Source organism: Qiania dongpingensis (assembly GCF_014337195.1).
GTDB classification, from domain to species: Bacteria; Bacillota; Clostridia; order Lachnospirales; family Lachnospiraceae; genus Lientehia; species Lientehia dongpingensis.
In genome coordinates this window covers 226,760-242,874 of sequence record NZ_CP060634.1, presented here as the reverse complement: position 1 = coordinate 242,874, position 16,115 = coordinate 226,760, and the positions used below count along the sequence as shown (strand labels likewise).

20 protein-coding genes are annotated in these 16,115 nt (G+C 47.6%); 3 read left to right on the top strand and 17 right to left on the bottom strand.

The features are described from left to right. Nucleotides 1-20: 20 nt before the first annotated feature. Together H9Q78_RS01115 and H9Q78_RS01110 are read left to right on the top strand one after the other, a co-directional pair. Nucleotides 21-749, top strand: coding sequence for a tRNA lysidine(34) synthetase (locus H9Q78_RS01115; RefSeq protein ID WP_249303064.1), 729 nt, complete (start codon nucleotides 21-23; stop codon nucleotides 747-749). Between the two features lie 45 nt (nucleotides 750-794). Beyond that, a complete protein-coding gene (locus H9Q78_RS01110; RefSeq protein WP_249303063.1) occupies nucleotides 795-1,859 on the top strand; it encodes a tyrosine-type recombinase/integrase in 1,065 nt (354 codons plus the stop codon). Between the two features lie 69 nt (nucleotides 1,860-1,928). Here H9Q78_RS01110 and H9Q78_RS01105 read toward each other — a convergent pair whose 3' ends face one another. Beyond that, nucleotides 1,929-2,252, bottom strand: a complete 324-nt coding sequence (locus H9Q78_RS01105; protein WP_249303061.1) for a LysM peptidoglycan-binding domain-containing protein — start codon at nucleotides 2,250-2,252, stop codon at nucleotides 1,929-1,931. Between the two features lie 241 nt (nucleotides 2,253-2,493). On the opposite strand from H9Q78_RS01105, the gene lexA reads away from it, so the two are divergent. Beyond that, nucleotides 2,494-3,108: a transcriptional repressor LexA gene (gene lexA / locus H9Q78_RS01100; RefSeq protein ID WP_249303060.1), complete on the top strand. Its 615-nt coding sequence runs from the start codon at nucleotides 2,494-2,496 to the stop codon at nucleotides 3,106-3,108. Nucleotides 3,109-3,300: 192 nt separating this feature from the next. Here lexA and H9Q78_RS01095 read toward each other — a convergent pair whose 3' ends face one another. The 16 genes from H9Q78_RS01095 to H9Q78_RS01020 form a co-directional block, all read right to left on the bottom strand. Then, the gene (locus H9Q78_RS01095) at nucleotides 3,301-3,504 is read right to left on the bottom strand and encodes a hypothetical protein (RefSeq protein ID WP_249303058.1); all 204 of its coding nucleotides are present in this window, start codon (nucleotides 3,502-3,504) and stop codon (nucleotides 3,301-3,303) included. A gap of 3 nt (nucleotides 3,505-3,507) precedes the next feature. Next, nucleotides 3,508-5,376 carry a hypothetical protein gene (locus H9Q78_RS01090; RefSeq protein WP_249303051.1) on the bottom strand — a complete coding sequence of 623 codons (1,869 nt, stop codon included), beginning with the start codon at nucleotides 5,374-5,376 and terminating at the stop codon, nucleotides 3,508-3,510. Between the two features lie 202 nt (nucleotides 5,377-5,578). Further along, complete coding sequence (locus tag H9Q78_RS01085) at nucleotides 5,579-6,175, bottom strand: recombinase family protein (protein WP_249303049.1); 597 nt, start codon at nucleotides 6,173-6,175, stop codon at nucleotides 5,579-5,581. A gap of 198 nt (nucleotides 6,176-6,373) precedes the next feature. Continuing rightward, on the bottom strand, nucleotides 6,374-6,637 hold the full coding sequence (locus H9Q78_RS01080; protein WP_249303047.1) for a hypothetical protein: 264 nt from the start codon (nucleotides 6,635-6,637) through the stop codon (nucleotides 6,374-6,376). A gap of 512 nt (nucleotides 6,638-7,149) precedes the next feature. Further along, nucleotides 7,150-7,506, bottom strand: a complete 357-nt coding sequence (rsfS, locus tag H9Q78_RS01075; protein WP_249303045.1) for a ribosome silencing factor — start codon at nucleotides 7,504-7,506, stop codon at nucleotides 7,150-7,152. Then, entirely contained in the window at nucleotides 7,503-8,111 is a 609-nt protein-coding gene (yqeK, locus tag H9Q78_RS01070) for a bis(5'-nucleosyl)-tetraphosphatase (symmetrical) YqeK (RefSeq protein ID WP_249303043.1), read from the bottom strand. Before yqeK ends, rsfS begins: the two co-directional genes overlap by 4 nt. Nucleotides 8,112-8,149: 38 nt before the next feature. Then, the gene (gene nadD, locus H9Q78_RS01065) at nucleotides 8,150-8,776 is read right to left on the bottom strand and encodes a nicotinate-nucleotide adenylyltransferase (RefSeq protein ID WP_249303041.1); all 627 of its coding nucleotides are present in this window, start codon (nucleotides 8,774-8,776) and stop codon (nucleotides 8,150-8,152) included. Nucleotides 8,777-8,826: 50 nt separating this feature from the next. Then, nucleotides 8,827-9,117: a ribosome assembly RNA-binding protein YhbY gene (gene yhbY, locus H9Q78_RS01060; protein ID WP_249303039.1), complete on the bottom strand. Its 291-nt coding sequence runs from the start codon at nucleotides 9,115-9,117 to the stop codon at nucleotides 8,827-8,829. Nucleotides 9,118-9,125: 8 nt separating this feature from the next. Then, complete coding sequence (gene obgE / locus H9Q78_RS01055) at nucleotides 9,126-10,412, bottom strand: GTPase ObgE (RefSeq protein ID WP_249303037.1); 1,287 nt, start codon at nucleotides 10,410-10,412, stop codon at nucleotides 9,126-9,128. 77 nt (nucleotides 10,413-10,489) lie between these two features. Beyond that, nucleotides 10,490-10,780: a 50S ribosomal protein L27 gene (rpmA, locus tag H9Q78_RS01050; RefSeq protein ID WP_147595844.1), complete on the bottom strand. Its 291-nt coding sequence runs from the start codon at nucleotides 10,778-10,780 to the stop codon at nucleotides 10,490-10,492. 3 nt (nucleotides 10,781-10,783) lie between these two features. Further along, the gene (locus H9Q78_RS01045; RefSeq protein WP_249303035.1) at nucleotides 10,784-11,131 is read right to left on the bottom strand and encodes a ribosomal-processing cysteine protease Prp; all 348 of its coding nucleotides are present in this window, start codon (nucleotides 11,129-11,131) and stop codon (nucleotides 10,784-10,786) included. A gap of 13 nt (nucleotides 11,132-11,144) precedes the next feature. Beyond that, entirely contained in the window at nucleotides 11,145-11,453 is a 309-nt protein-coding gene (rplU, locus tag H9Q78_RS01040; protein ID WP_147595843.1) for a 50S ribosomal protein L21, read from the bottom strand. Between the two features lie 177 nt (nucleotides 11,454-11,630). Further along, complete coding sequence (locus tag H9Q78_RS01035) at nucleotides 11,631-11,999, bottom strand: lipocalin-like domain-containing protein (RefSeq protein ID WP_249303033.1); 369 nt, start codon at nucleotides 11,997-11,999, stop codon at nucleotides 11,631-11,633. A 137-nt stretch (nucleotides 12,000-12,136) separates the two neighbouring features. Then, on the bottom strand, nucleotides 12,137-13,345 hold the full coding sequence (locus H9Q78_RS01030) for a ribonuclease E/G (protein ID WP_249303031.1): 1,209 nt from the start codon (nucleotides 13,343-13,345) through the stop codon (nucleotides 12,137-12,139). After that, the gene (locus tag H9Q78_RS01025) at nucleotides 13,342-14,094 is read right to left on the bottom strand and encodes a TIGR03936 family radical SAM-associated protein (protein WP_334298669.1); all 753 of its coding nucleotides are present in this window, start codon (nucleotides 14,092-14,094) and stop codon (nucleotides 13,342-13,344) included. The genes H9Q78_RS01030 and H9Q78_RS01025 overlap by 4 nt, the downstream gene beginning before the upstream one ends. Then, on the bottom strand, nucleotides 14,069-15,937 hold the full coding sequence (locus tag H9Q78_RS01020) for a TIGR03960 family B12-binding radical SAM protein (protein ID WP_249304687.1): 1,869 nt from the start codon (nucleotides 15,935-15,937) through the stop codon (nucleotides 14,069-14,071). The genes H9Q78_RS01025 and H9Q78_RS01020 overlap by 26 nt, the downstream gene beginning before the upstream one ends. Nucleotides 15,938-16,115 lie beyond the last annotated feature (178 nt).

Genomic DNA, 16,115 nt, shown 5'->3' with positions numbered 1-16,115 from the left:
AAGGATAAAGGACCGATGACATGAATCTCCAAAAATTACTCAGTTACACCCGCCGTGCGGTGGATGACTATCAAATGATCTCACCCGGCGATAAAATAGCCGTAGGGATATCCGGCGGAAAAGACAGCCTGACTCTTTTATACGCGCTTCGTGGTCTTCAGAGATTTTATCCGAATCCCTTCACCATTGAAGCGATCAGCATTGCTGTTTTTAAAGAGATGGATCTGAATCCGGTAAAGGCTCTCTGCGGGGAACTGGGGGTTCCCTATACCATTGTTCCGACGGACATCTCAGAAATCGTTTTTAAGGAGCGTAAGGAGGACAACCCCTGCTCACTTTGCGCCAAAATGAGGAAAGGGGCCTTTAATGAAAAGGCCAAAGAATTGGGATGCAATAAAGTGGCTTACGCCCACCACAAGGATGATATTGTAGAAACCATGTTGATGTCTTTAATATTTGAGGGACGCTTCCACTCCTTTTCCCCCTATACATATCTGGACCGCATGGACCTGACGGTCATCCGGCCGCTGTTATATGTACCGGAGGCGGATATCATCGGATTTAAAAATCAATATGAGCTTCCGGTCTGCAAAAATCCCTGTCCTGCCGATGGCCATACAAAGCGGGAATATGCGAAGAATCTGGTGCGTCAGCTGAGTACAGAGCACCCCGGCGCCAAAGAACGGATGTTTACGGCTGTAATAAACGGGAGAATCCCCGGCTGGCCTGAAAAGAAAGGGAAAGAATAAACTTCATGGATCTACATGAAAAAACAAGAAAGGAGCTTAGACCCCATGGAACAAAAGCCTTATTATGAACAGGTCGATATACAGAATACGAAAAAGCTCCGGGAACTGGTGTCCACTCTCCCATCCTTTTCCGCCACATTTTTCCGCGGCATTGAGCAGACCACCTCATCCCGTACCAGAATTGCATATGCTTATGACCTCCGGGTATTCTTTGAATTTTTGCTGAAGGAGAACCCTTATTATAGGAACAAAGAGATGAAGGATATCACACTTGACGATCTGGACAGGGTGAGGGCTTTTGATCTGGAAGAATATATGGAATACCTCAAGTATTATTCCAATGATGAAAATACGGAACATATCAATAAGGAACGTGGCATAACACGGAAAATTTCCGCACTCAAATCTTTTTACAATTACTTCTATAAGAAAGAAATGCTTCAGAATAATCCTGCCGCGCTGATCTCGCTTCCAAAGCTCCATGAAAAGGACATTATCCGCCTGGATATCGATGAAGTGGCCACCCTTTTGGACCAGGTGGAAAATGGGGAAGGGCTTACGAAACGTCAGCAGGCATTTCACGAAAAAACGAAGATACGGGACGTCGCGCTGCTGACTTTGCTGCTCGGCACAGGTATCCGTGTTTCCGAGTGTGTTGGCCTGGATATAAATGATGTGGACTTTCGAAATGACGGAATTCGGATTCATCGGAAGGGCGGAAAAGAAGTCGTCGTTTATTTTGGTGAGGAAGTGCGTGAAGCACTGCTGGATTATATCGAAGAACGGAAACGGGTCATACCGGCTTCCGGACATGAACAGGCACTTTTTCTGTCTCTCCAATCCAGGAGGATGAGTGTAAAAAGCGTGGAGAATCTGGTAAAGAAATACGCAAGGATCGTATCTCCTCTGAAAAAGATCACGCCTCATAAGCTTCGGAGCACCTATGGTACAAATCTTTACAGGGAAACAGGTGACATTTATCTTGTAGCGGATGTGCTTGGCCATTCCGACGTGAACACCACCAGGAAGCACTATGCCGCACTGGAAGAAGAACGGCGGCGAAGTGCGAGAAACGCAGTTCGTCTGCGGGAGAAACCGGATAAAAATTAAAGAAAAAGAAGAGGAACTTTTCTCCTCTTCTTTTTCTTTGGTAAATGTTTTCTTTTTTATATTCGTGATTTATTTGTATTCCTCTGAATAGTATACAACCGTCAGATAATTGCCGGCATGGATCTCGTCAGATTTCAGATGATTGATGTTCTTCAGCTCTTTTACATAGGATTTCAGCTGATCAGAATCGGGACAATATTCTTTTGCGATATCCCACAGCGTGTCTCCGCGGTCAATTTGTACAGCCGTGTAATATTTATACAGGGATGTGTCTGGCATACTGCTCTTGGCACTGACCAGCACACTGAAAAAAATAACGGAAAACATGAGAATCACGCCAAGTATCACGGCAAACCTAACTTTCATCCGGGAATATCTGGTTTTATTTTGCATGTCTGCTCTCCTCCCCTACCTAAAAACTCAACTAAAAAATCGAACTTCCTTTTATATTTTACTCCAGGTACAAAACATTTGTTTGCGAACATTCGTTCTCTTTTGTATATTAAGGATACTACAAGAACAAATGTTTGTCAATGGATTTTCGACATTTTTCAAACAAACGTTTGGATTTTTGCTTGCATAATAATCGAACGTATGTTACTATTAAAACAGAAATTTTTGAGGAGGATTCCCTATGTCTGGTAAAATTACGGCAAAGCAGATGGAGATTTTAGAATTCATAAAGAAAGAAATCTTAAAGAAAGGGTATCCGCCCACCGTCCGTGAAATTTGTGAGACTGTCCATTTGAAATCGACCTCGTCGGTCCACTCTCATCTTGAGACATTGGAAAAAAACGGGTATATACGGCGCGACCCGACGAAGCCCAGGGCCATTGAAATTGTAGATGATGTGTTCGGACTGACCCGACGGGAGATGGTGCAGGTTCCTGTCATCGGTACGGTAGCGGCCGGCCAGCCGCTTCTCGCTGCAGAAAATATTGAAAACTACTTTCCATTTCCGGCGGAGATGCTGCCCAATAAAGATACCTATATGCTTCGCGTAAAAGGCGACAGTATGGTAAATGTGGGTATCTTTGACGGAGATCAGATTCTCTGTGAGACGGCTTCCACTGCCTCCAATGGAGAAATCGTCGTGGCTTTGGTAGAAGACTCTGCAACAGTAAAAAGATTTTATAAAGAAAAAGGATATTATCGCCTCCAACCGGAAAATGATTCCATGGAACCGATTATTCTAAAAGAAGTGAAGGTAATCGGAAAAGTAATCGGGCTGTTCCGTCTGATGTCCTGATTTAAGATAGAATTACGGTCATTCTTAAAAAAGAGGTGCGGTCAGATAGCCCCGACATGATAAGGAAGTAACGATTTTCGGTAGCGCAGGACACGTTTTCGCGTGTCCTGCGCTATTGTGTTGTCCCAATGTAATTGAAGTTGAAGTGAATGTCAATCTCCCGCAGGATTTCCGGCGTCAGCTCCGGTACCTCTAAATGCCGGTCGCCAGCTTCTCAAAGGTGGCCGCTATCAGGTTGTCAAGCTCCGCCTGCCGGGCTTTCGCCTGTTCCAGCTCCTTCCGCTTTGCCGCCAGCTCCTTCTTTAACTGCCCGGATTTCTTCGCCGTCAGAGCTGAACAGGGATAAAAAAGCCGAGGTACGGATTTTGGTATCTGTACCCCGGCTTTGTGGGTCAAAAACTATCTGCTGTGCTTTCTCTTTCTGCTGTAAACGATGGTTCCCGCCATTCCAGCGCCGGCCATGAGCATAACGGTAGCCCAAATAAACAGGTTGCTGTTATCCCCGGTCTGTGGCGTGTCGGGGCCGTCTGGCTTTTCAGGCTTCTCCGTGCCGGGCTTTGTGCCGTCTGGCTTTTCAGGCTTCTCCGTGTCGGGCTTTGTGCCGTCTGGCTTTTCAGGCTTCTCCGTGTCGGGCTTTGTGTCGTCCGGCTCTTCAGGGTCAACCGGAGGCTTAACAGCGGAAATTTCTTCCGTCCTCATCACCTTGCCGCAAACGGAACAGGAGTATGTCATCACGCCCTTTTCAGTCTCTGTCGCGGGAGTGGTCACAACGCCCTGACCCTCGGTATGGGCGGCATAGCTGTCTTTCACAGTGTTATCTGTCACAGGGCACCCTTCTTCCAGGCACTCGTGCCAATGGTGGGTTTTATCCCCGCTCCACTTGGTGTCAAGATTGTGCTTCATTACAATCCCGTTCCCGTCCACCGGGAACAGTCCGCTGCATATGCTGACAATCTCCCCCTCGTTTTTAAGAGCAGTCCCATCATTTACCGTAACAATGCCGTTGTTTATAATAGTGCCCCTGTTTACCGCGGTATCTCCGTCAAATAAAACTGTACCGCTGTTTTCCAGTGTTCCGGCTATTACGACATCCGGGGACTGGGTGAAGTCAAGGCTTGCGCCCTCTTCGACCGTCACTTCCGCCCCCTCTGCAATTAAAGTGGAATTGTCAACTGTGAGAGGCTCGGAAATATTCACTTTGCCGCTGAATGTGGTTACGCTCTCTCCCTCGGACAGAACTATCCCGTTTACAGACGCCGTATCTTCACAGGTGTAAGCGCCAAGGGACTTCACTGTCACCCCGCAGTCTCCGCCAACTGCCGCAACACCTTTTATATGCACGTCGGTAGTATACTCATCGCCTTTTTCCTTAGTGGTTACAAGGCCTGTTTCAGAATTCAGGATAAGGCTGCCGTTTTCTACATTGATATCACCGTAGGACTGCACGCCTGTCGCAGCATTTATTTCAAGGTCTGTATCCTTAATCTCCACAATTTCGTCGCCGTCAAGGTTTTTTGCAATTATTCCGGCATTGTCTGAATTAAGTTCACCAGTGCAGGAGGTGAGATATACGCCTCCGAACCTGCTCTGGAGGGCGCCGCTTGATTTTCCCGTCACGTCAAGCGCCGTACCGCTTATTACAAGCCCTTCATTGTTGGCATGAATTCCCACAACATCTGCGTTAACTGTAACGTCGCTGTCAGTAATTGTGAGGTGGTCAAAACATGTAAGTCCCACGCCGTTGCTGACGAGGTCCAGGCTGCTGTTTTTAACGGTAAGGTTAAACTCCGACTGTATACATTCCATATCTCCGGAGCTCGACATTGGTGACTGATTAACAGCTTTTATATCGCAGTTTTCAATGGTTATGCTGCCTGTAGCGTGTATCGCATGGACCGCCCCTGTAATGTTTAAAACAGGGCGCGCCCCCTCTCCGCGGATATCAAGAGTATATGTAGTGCCGAAGCTCGTCCCATTGCCCAGGGCGGTTCCCTCCGCCGTGTTTATGGTGTTTGTGCTTCCCTCCGCCAGAATAACCGTCAGATTGCAGTGTGCCACAATCTTGCCCCCATTATAGCCGTCAAGGGTGAGGGTCATGTTCTCCTTATCAAATACCCAGCCATCTCCTTCGGGAGTTTCAAACGCGTCTGTACCGTCCACTGTCAGCGCCTCCGGCTGGTCTGCCGCCGCCATTGCCGTGCCCGAAATCAGCATGACCGCCATGCACAGGCACAACAACATAGCCCATGCTTTTTTTAGTCTTTTCATCTCGTTTCCTCCGATACACATTCAGATTTTCTCGCTTTGCAATCGTCTACTTTTGCAAAGTGGAAAAAATGGGGCTGAAAAACGGAAGATTTTCCCTGTTGGGTATTGAAAAACGGCGTGTTTTCTGGTACATTTAGTATGTATATTTAGGCATATGCTGACTTTGTAAAAGTAGGCTTTTCCAAAGTTTCAGGCACTTTATTTAATCAACTTTTTCAAATTTGACCACTTTCGCATAGAATGTGCCTTCCGGCATTCCGCAGGCTTCCGCCGCCTGCCGGAGTGTCATTTTTTTGCCCCGCCATGCCCTGTGTACCTCATAAAAGTTGCCCGGCAAGGGGACAGGCGGCCTGCCGAATTTAACGCCCCTTGCTTTCGCCGCCGCAATCCCTTCCGCCTGCCGTTTGCGTATGTTTTCCCGTTCGCTCTGGGCCACGAAAGATAAAATCTGCAATACCAAATCGGCAATAAACGTTCCCATCAGGTCTTTTCCCTGCCGGGTGTCCAAAAGCGGCATATCTAAAACGCAAATATCTACGCCTTTTTCCTGCGTCAATAACCGCCATTGCTCCTGTATCTCCCGATAATTGCGCCCCAAGCGGTCAATGCTCAGGATATACAGCAAATCGCCCTGTTTCACCCGCCGCATCAACCGCTTGTATTTGGGCCGGTTAAAGTCTTTCCCCGACTGCTTATCCATGTAAATCCGGCTGTCCGGTATGCCTTTCCCATGCAGGGCTATGAGTTGCCTGTCCTCGTTCTGGTCTGTGCTGGAAACACGGATATATCCATATTCCAAAAAATCGCCTCCCTTCCCACTTTAATATGTAGGGAAGAGAGGCGAAAAACAAATGAAAATGGCCTGCACAGGAGAAAAGCGGAATTTCCGGTTTCCGGCGGCTTTATAGATGGTTATCTGCATGTAACCGTCGTTTTTCTCCACACGCGGCTGTTTTTATTCTGATAGCTCCATTTCTCTTTCCCTACCGGCTGTTTTTTACTTATCCAGATAGTGTCCGGCAATGACCGAAATGCGGCTCCCGTCTGGCTTTTTAAGATAACTTCCGTACGGTTTCCGTACCGGCCTTAATTCCCATATGGGCGGCAGGTTGCGGAAATCCCGGCCTTCTGTTTTCCGCAGCTTTTCTTGATAGCTGTGATACATGGCGTTTGCGTACTCCCTCCGGCACCCGTGTACGTCCATATGGGAGGGGACAGAAGCAAAGACAAGTTTTCCGGCGGGATTTCCCGCAAATTTCAAGACCGCTTCCTCCTTCCCCGGAAGCACGTCAATGTCCCGCACCTTGCCGCCCTTGCCTTTGACCCCGCAGGCCGGTCGCTCCCTCCCGTACTCAGCGGGAGCCGCACAGCCTTGTCGGGCCTGCTGTGCTTCCTTCGAACCGCTTGCCGCCGTTATCCGTCTGGACGGGGCCGCTGCTCTTCGAACCCTTTAGCCGCCTCTTTATCGTCAAGGTAGGCCACTGCTTTTTTCACTCCCTTCGTCTTTTCATACTACATCTTTAGTATGACAAATACTGATAACACTCAATAAACGCAGAAAAGCGGCGCTCCCATGATTGGGGGCGCCGCCCGCAGTTTCCCGCCTCACTCTTAGTATGACGGAATTTGACCCATTTGGACGCATAAAGAAAGGACAGGTGTTTTCGCCTGTCCTTTTCCTTCCCTTATGCCGGTTCCCTCTGCCCTTATACTTCCTTTTCAGGTCGTGGCTATGACTGCGCCTCTTTTTTCTTATACTATATACTGACAGCTTTAAAGCGCCAGTTCCTTTTCTGTAATAAACTTACCGTCCCTCCAGATACGTTCCAAATCATAGAAACGGCGGTCCTCTTTTGAAAACACATGCACGACCACGTCTTTATAGTCCAGAAGGATCCATTTCGCAGCCTGGTAGCCCTCTCTTTGAGAACATTGGTAGCCGGCCTTATCCATCTCCTCTTCCACATTGTCTATCATCGCCTGAACCTGGTTGCTGTTTTCACCATTGGCAATGATAAAATAATCAGCCAGGCAAGACACCTCCGAAATATCGATGATCGTCACATCCTGCCCTTTCTTGTCACTGAGGGCATTATACACGATGGAAGCCATTTTTTTAGATTGGTTCATGAGCAGTTCTCCTTTTGTTCCATAGTATTCTTCTCGAACAGCGCCTGGTAATAGGCGCATGCCTCCTGCGTAGTCTCATCGATACAGTCCGGCATTTCTTTCAGATAATCAAGTGTGTCCGACATGATTTCATATACGGCCCGGTCCAGATCCACAAAAGCCAGGCAGCGGATTTTTTCCAGATTTGGCGCTTTAAACCGGCGGGGCTCCATATAGTCGGCCACATAGATAATCTTTTCCAATAGTGTCATCGCCGGCCGGCCGGTCGTATGATACCGTATGGCATCCAGGATCTCCGGGTTCTGCACGTCATATTTGTGCTGTGCCAGATAAGCCCCCAGCTTTGCATGAAGAAGAGACGGATTTTGTCTTTCCGCTTCAGAAACCGGAAGCTCGTATTTTAAACTCTTTTTTAGCAAAGTACTGTTGTCATACTGTTTGGCGCAGTCATGGAGCAGACCGCCCAGCTCTGCATCTTCTGGGTTACAGCCATAGCGCATGGCAAGACAGGAGGATGTGTACGCCACGCCCAACGTGTGCTCAAACCTCCCAATGCCAAGCTTATGACGAAGCTTTTCTTTTATGGTCAAACGATCAGGTTTCATATCTGTATTCCCCTCTCATTTTCAGTTGTCTTCCTTTTCTATTGATACAGCTGTTTTTCCATAATATATTGATAGACAGATTCTGGAACATAATATCGTATGGGAAGCCCGGAGGCCCTTCTGTTCCGCACTTCATGGGAAGAGATGGCGATATCCGGCATATCGATCGGATAGATCTGTCCGCCAAAATGGCCCTCTAGATATTGAATCTGCCGTTTCAGCTTATCCTCCGGCATATCCATACGGTTCCCCACCAAGAGAATCGCTTTCTGGAAGATTTCTTCCGGTTTATGCCAGCTTCCTACGGCAAAAAGAGAATCGGCGCCCATGATAAAATAAAAAATGGTATCCGGATGAGAAACACACAGCTCTTTCAGCGTATCGCTGGTATAGGTCGTACCAACTCTCCTTATTTCCAAATCGGAATAAACAAACTTATCATTTCCGTCAATGGCAAGCTCTACCATGGCCTGCCTGTGCTCCACTGAGGATACCTGCCTGTTATCTTTATGGGGAGGCTGGGAAGACGGCATGAAAAGTACTTCATCCAGGTCAAACTGGACGCACGCCTGTTGGGCTAAAATCAAATGGGCAATGTGTATGGGATCGAACGTACCTCCCATTATCCCCACTTTTTTTCTTGTCGATCTGTCCGATAATTCCATCTCCTGCTCCTCATCACGTCCGTTTCGCTCTAAACTCTTATAAACGGATATTATTTTGGAAGTTCAAGCTTCTTTTTCGTTTTGGATTCCCGATACAGGACAATCTTTTTTCCTATGACCTGTACGACCTGTGAACGTGTCCGCTCTGCCAGTGCCTCTGCGATCATGCGAGGATCATCCAGACAGTTTTTAAGAACGTTTACTTTCACCAGTTCCCGTGCTTCCAGAGCTTCGCTGACAGCTTCTGTGATCTCCGGCGTCAGACTCGACTTGCCTATCTGCATGACCGGATCAATTGTCATGGCCAGACTTTTTAAATATGCTCTTTGTCTGCTGTTCATAACCCCTCCTATTTATAATAATCAAATTCCAGTCCGTACATTTTTACGGTATCGCCTTCTTGTATGCCTGCCTTTTCCAAATCCTCCAGAATACCAGTCTTTTTTAAGAAATTCTGGAAAAACTCAAACCCTTTTTCCGAATCAATGTTGGTGTAACCCAGCATTTTTTCTATTTTAGGTCCCTCTATACTATAATAACCTTCCTTCAGCTTTTCAACCGTATACGGCAGATTCTCATTGATCAATATCTCTGACGGATCGAATTCCCGTTCAAAGACGACGGGGGTATCATCCAGTTCCTGCAGAAGGCCATAGACATAATAGAGAAGCTCCTTTAATCCCTGTCCGCTGACTGCTGAGATCGGGAATACCTTTATCCCATCTTTTTCAAAGAAGCTGCGGATCTTCTCCGTCGTTTCCTGTCCGTCGGGCCCCAGCGCGTCAATCTTATTAGCTGCAATGACCTGAGGACGTTTAAGCAGCTCCGGATTATATTTCTCAAGCTCCCCGTTTATGGCCTTTATATCCTCTATGGGATCGCGCCCCTCTGTGGAGGCAGCGTCAACCATATGGATAAGAACTTTTGTCCGTTCGATATGCTTTAAAAAAGCATGTCCCAAGCCAACGCCCTCTGAAGCTCCTTCTATGAGTCCGGGGATATCAGCCATGACAAAGCTCTTATGGTCATCCAGATCGACGACCCCTAAGTGGGGATTGATCGTGGTGAAATGATAATTGGCGATTTTGGGCCTTGCATTGCTCACTCTGGAAAGAAGGGTGGATTTCCCCACATTTGGAAATCCTACCAGTCCCACATCCGCGATCACCTTCAGCTCCAGAATGACCCAAAGCTCCTGGCCGTCCTGGCCCGGCTGGGCATATTTCGGCACCTGCATGGTGGCTGTGGCGTAATGCATGTTTCCATTACCGCCGTTACCGCCCTTTAATATGGTTTCTCTCATGTTGCCGCCGGACATATCGGCTATGACCTTTCCACTTTCAAAGTCCTTGATGACGGTGCCCTCCGGTACTTTGATGACCAGATCCTGGCCGTCTTTTCCGTGACAGCGGCGTTTTCCGCCCTCTTCCCCGCTGGTCGCCACATATTTACGTACATGGCGGAAGTCTGTCAGCGCATTGAGGCCCTTGTCCACTTCAAATATAATGTCTCCTCCACGGCCGCCGTCACCGCCGTCCGGTCCTCCGTTCGGCACATAGAGTTCCCTGCGGAAGCTCACGTGACCGTCACCGCCTTTTCCGGATTTTATAAAGATCTTTGCACTGTCTGCAAACATTCTGCCACATTCCTTTCTGTTTATCCCATGGGGTAAAAAAGCCGACGCTCACAGCGCCGGCTTCTATTATGCATGGCTTATTCGTTTACAACCTTAGGGTACACAGAAACCTGCTTTTTGTCTCTGCCTTTCCTCTCGAAACGCACCACACCATCTACCAGAGCAAACAATGTGTCGTCGCCGCCGCGGCCTACATTGACTCCGGGATGGATCTTTGTACCGCGCTGTCTGTAAAGGATATTGCCGGCCAGCACAAATTGTCCGTCCGCCCTTTTCGCACCAAGTCTCTTGGACTCGGAATCTCTGCCGTTCTTAGTAGAACCAACACCTTTTTTATGAGCGAATAACTGAAGATTCATCTTCAACATGTCTTACACCTCCTCAGTCAGGATACATATCAACTGATTTCCTTTTTTGTCCGTCCTGTAACTCTCTTCGACGCTTTCAAGTCCAAGCATCAGAGCGTTCAGCAACAATTTAGATTCTTCACTGACCATCCCCGGAAGGGAACACTCCAGATAACCGTCATCGGCCGAATAAGAAATATCATCTTTCGTAAAGGTCTCAATGGCATTTATGGTGTTCTGTGTCAATACAGAGACAGCAGCGCACACGATATCCTCACCGGCGGGCGCAAAACCCGCATGGCCTTTTACCTCAAAACCGCGGTATCTTCCATCCGAATCTATCTTTACTTTAACCGTAATCATCGTTTTCATTCAAAAATGCCAATTAAGCATTGATCTTATCAATCTTTAACTGGGTATAAGCCTGTCTGTGACCGTTTTTCTTGTGATATCCGGTCTTCCTCTTATACTTGTAAACGATAACCTTTTTGCCTCTGCCATCATTCATCACAGTAGCAGAAACGCTTGCACCTGCCACAGTAGGGCAGCCAATGGTAAGCTCTTCACCGCCTACGGCCAATACCTGGTCGAATGTGTAAGTCTCGCCGGCTTCTGCGCCAAGCTTCTCCACCTTGATGATATCGCCTTCGGCAACTTTATACTGCTTTCCACCTGTTGCTATAATCGCGTACATAGGGCACCTCCTATTTATCATTACTCGCCAACTACGGTGTCCGGAATCCCGGCCCTTTTCAACCTCATTGTGCGGCATACTATATAAATATAACAGGGATTTCCATGGTTGTCAATGTATTTTTGCAGCCAATCCATCCCTGTTATATTAGTTTTATTGCTTATAAATAACAGATACTTATTTCTCGAACGTCATGGTTCCTTCGTCCATGGTCATGACCAGTTTTCCATCCTTGTACTCAGCATCGACATCTTCTCCATCCGCAGTCAGAGTGCAGACAGAATCTTTGTATTTCCAGGTTCCTTCTGCTTTCTCTCCCGCCACATCCATGCTGAATTTTCCATCGGCACTGATGGTCAGAGTCATATTTACATTATCCTGACCAGCCATGGCCAGGAACTGGTCCACATCAAGGGTCATCCCGCTGACTTCGATTGTAGTCATCTTCCAGTCGCCTACCACAGGGGCGCTTTTTTTACCGCAGCCTGCCAGAGTCATAACTGTCATGGCCAGCACCAACATGAGCATCACAATACGCTTTTTCATTCCAAATCCTCCATTTGTCTCAATATTCGGTTCGGGCACTCCCTATGTATTCCGGTATGGCTCCTTTAAAGCTCCGCCGGAATTTTAGCCCGCCTTTAATAATCTACTATAAATCCAGACAAAACACAAGTGAATTTTCATTTTTCGCCGGAAGCTCCGGGCCATATTTCGTGAAGAGGCTTTCGGACCTTCTTTCTTGTGAGCTCTGCGAGATTCAGGCGTGTGAGGCCAAGCAAAACCGTTTTTACAGGATCCTTCCGGAGCGCCTCTTCAAAAGCTTTGAGAAGAGCCTCTTTATGCTCTTTTTTCGTCATGTCAATGAAGTCTACGATGATAATGCCGGAAAGATTCCGAAGCCGGAGCTGAACGGCTATTTCTTCGGCAGCTTCCAGATTAATCTTAAAGAAGGTTTCCTCCAGGCTCTTCTTCCCGTCAAATTTTCCGGTATTCACATCTATGGATACCAGAGCTTCTGTCGGCTGGATCACCAGATAACCGCCCGATTTTAACCATACTCTTTCCTTTCGTGCACGCTCAAGGACCGTTTCCAGACTGTAGAGCTTCGTCAGCGGATAGGCGTCCTCATAGTAGCGGAGAAAAGGGAGGCGGGAATTTTCATCTGCCATCCGGATGGATTCTGCTTTTTTTCTTACAATGTCATAGACCTGCGGATCATCAGTGACCACTTCATCCAAGGAAGATAAGCGGTTGTTGAATATCTCAGAAAGGAACGCCGGCTCCGGCTCGTGGAGAAGCGAACCGCCTGTACGGCTGGTCCATGTGGACAAAATGACATTCATCTGAGCTTCCAGACGCTCTTTTTCCAACAAGAGCGCCTGCTCCGACGCGTTTTCTCCATTGGTCCGGACAATCATCCCAAAACCAGTGTTCTCACCGCCCGATGGACAAAGCAGCGCCTTAAGCGCCTCCTTCCGTTCCCTGTCTTTTATTTTGGCAGAAAAGGATATCCCCGTCTTTCCGGTCATGAGCACCAGATACTGTCCGGTGAAGGTAAGCTTAGTAGTTACGGAAGGGGCCTTTGTCTTAACTGCGTCCTTTTCCACCTGGACCAGGATCTCATCTCCCTCGTGCAGAGGACGGCCAGCCATCCCGACGCTCGGGTACCGTTCCCATTCTTCCAAAGGATAATAGCAGACCATATCTTCTCCGATATCCACAAAAGCAGACCGGATATTTTTTATGATATGCTTTACCCGTCCCACATAAATCCGGCCGATAAGAGAACACGCTTCCAGATCTTCCAGAAAAAGACTCGTGATCCGGCCGTTATCTTCTTCAGCGGTTATTCTTCTGTCATTCAGGGAAGTAATGATGGTTTTCCTCATGACGCATCCTCTTCTGTTCTGGTAACTGGAGCCAGGATCTCCTCTCCCATTTCTTCCAAAGGAACCAAAAGCCGCTGCTCGTCTTCTCCCATGTCGGCATAAAGCTCCAGCCGGTGTATGGAAAACGCATACGGGCAGAATTCTCTCCCTGCGTATTGGAAAAAAGCCTCTAAAAAGAGCTCCGGCTTTAGATTCTCGGCGCTTCCGGCCGCCAGTTGCAAAAATATATCTGATTCTTCCACTCTCCACTCATATATCATTGGACGGATGTCCACTTGTTTTTCACTTTTTTTCGTTTTTTTCCAGATTAAGATGGATTCCTGAGAACAGAAAGAAACAAAGGAAGTTTTCCACCCATCCCAAAGGACTTCTTCATATCCTTCCTTTGAAGATACCATATAATCAGCGGCAGCTACTATGGACATCGCAGGCTTGGCAGTATCGGGCAGCCTTCGGTAGCTTAAAATCTCCATTCCCTCTGCCATTTCACGATTCATCCGGTCCTTCATCGTGCGGGAATCCTCCGTGCTGTTCACTTCCATATCCAGGTATTCCCCTTCGCTGGTCAGGCCAAGTCCCAGGGGAGAAGCGAAGGACATGATCTGGTGAGGGCTGAATCCGCCGGAATATGCAATATCCACTCCCGCTCTCCGATTTACTTTTTGAAAATAGCGCATTACGTCCAGATGACCGATGAATTTCATGACGCCGGTCTTGGAAAATTTAATCCTGATTTTCAAAGCATACACCTCCGCCGAATTTCCTGACACCGCAGCCCTGACACTGCGCCCGGCAATTGGGACTGACAATTCCCTCCAAGGCGCGCTTCCATTCTCTCTTTAAAAAATCTTTTGTCACTCCGGTATCAATAAAGTCCCAGGGCAGCAGCTCGTCTAAGGATCTCTCTCTGAGATTATAAAAAGCCGGATCCAGGCCCTGGGCTTCAAATGCTTCCATCCATTTTTCATTATCAAAACATTCGGACCAGGAATCATAGATACATCCCCGGCGGTAGGCGTCTAATATGACCTTGCTCACCCGGCGGTCTCCTCTTGCCAGGACTCCCTCCAACACGGAGACGTCGGCCTCGTGCCAGTTATATTTAAGGCTTTTATGATTCAGCTGGCTTTTTATAGCCTCATTGACCACACGGGCCTTTGCCAGATATTCTTCCTTGGTAAACATAGACGCCCATTGAAGCGGAGTAAAAGGCTTCGGAATAAAGAAAGAAGTACTCACATTGACCTGGACCCGTCCCTGCCGTTCCTCCTTCGGGACAGCTTCATAGTATTCCTTCGCCACTTTATTGGCCAAATCTGCGATTCCTTCCATATCTTCTCTTGTCTCCGTCGGGAGCCCCAGCATAAAATAGAGCTTCACCTTATTCCAGCCTCCCCGGAATGCTTCAGACGATCCGTTCAAGATGTCCTCTTCCGTAAGGCCTTTATTGATCACATTCCGCATTCTCTGGCTTCCGGCTTCTGGTGCAAAGGTAAGGCTGCTTTTTTTCACATCCTGAACACGGCTCATCACATCCAGAGAAAAGGCGTCGATTCTCAAAGAGGGAAGGGAAATGTTCACGTCCTTGTCCCGAAATTTTTCAATCAGAAAATAGACCAGCTCCTTTAACCGGCTGTAATCACTGGAACTCAGAGAACTCAGGGAAATCTCATCATGACCGGTGTTTTCCAGAATATTTACCGCATACTGTTCCAGCTGCTCCAGGCTTCTTTCCCGTACCGGCCGGTATACCATGCCGGCCTGACAGAACCGGCACCCCCGGATGCAGCCTCTTTGAATTTCTAAGACCACTCTGTCCTGGGTTGCCTTTAGATAAGGCACCAGAGGCTTTTCCGGATAACTGACCTGCTCCATGTCCATGACCAGCTGTTTTTCAACCCGTTTCGGAGCATGAGAATTATTGGGCGCCATGGATTTAAGTGTACCGTCCTCGTGATATAAAACATCATAAAAGGACGGGACATAAATGCCCGGAAGCCCCGCGGCCTGCTCCAGAAAATCCTGACGGCTTTTGCCGGAAGCTTTATTTTCTTTATAAATGTCCATGAGTTCATCATACCGGGTCTCGCCTTCTCCGATATAAAACATGTCGAAAAATGCAGCGATAGGCTCTGGATTATAGGTACAGGGCCCTCCCCCTATGACAATGGGACAGTTTTCTCCGCGGTCTGCAGCATGAAGGGGAATCTGACTCAGATCCAGTATCTGGAGAATATTTGTATAACACATTTCATATTGGATCGTAATACCGAGAAAATCCGCGTCCTTTACCGGAAGCTGACTTTCCAACGTAAATAAAGGGATGTGTTCTTCCCGCAGGATCCTGTCCATATCAATCCATGGAGAATACACCCGTTCACAATAGACATCCTCTCTCCTGTTGAACATATCATACAGAATCTGGATCCCCAAATGAGACATCCCGATTTCATATACGTCGGGAAAGCACATCACAAAACGGACATCCACCTTTCGAGGATCCTTTTTCACCGAATTTACCTCGTTACCGATATAGCGCGCAGGTTTTTCGACTTTTAACAGTATTTCATCACTCAAAGCCAGTTTTCTCATCATATCTCCTTGATATTTTGTTAATAATGCACAATACAAAACTGTTCATTCAGCCCACATACAGATAAGGCATGCTATCAGAAGAGATACCAGAAAAATAATTACGACATACCTGCAACACTTAGCTGTATATAAGCTCCAGCTGTCCCTGAACGCTCCGTCTGCTGTTTAAAAACAC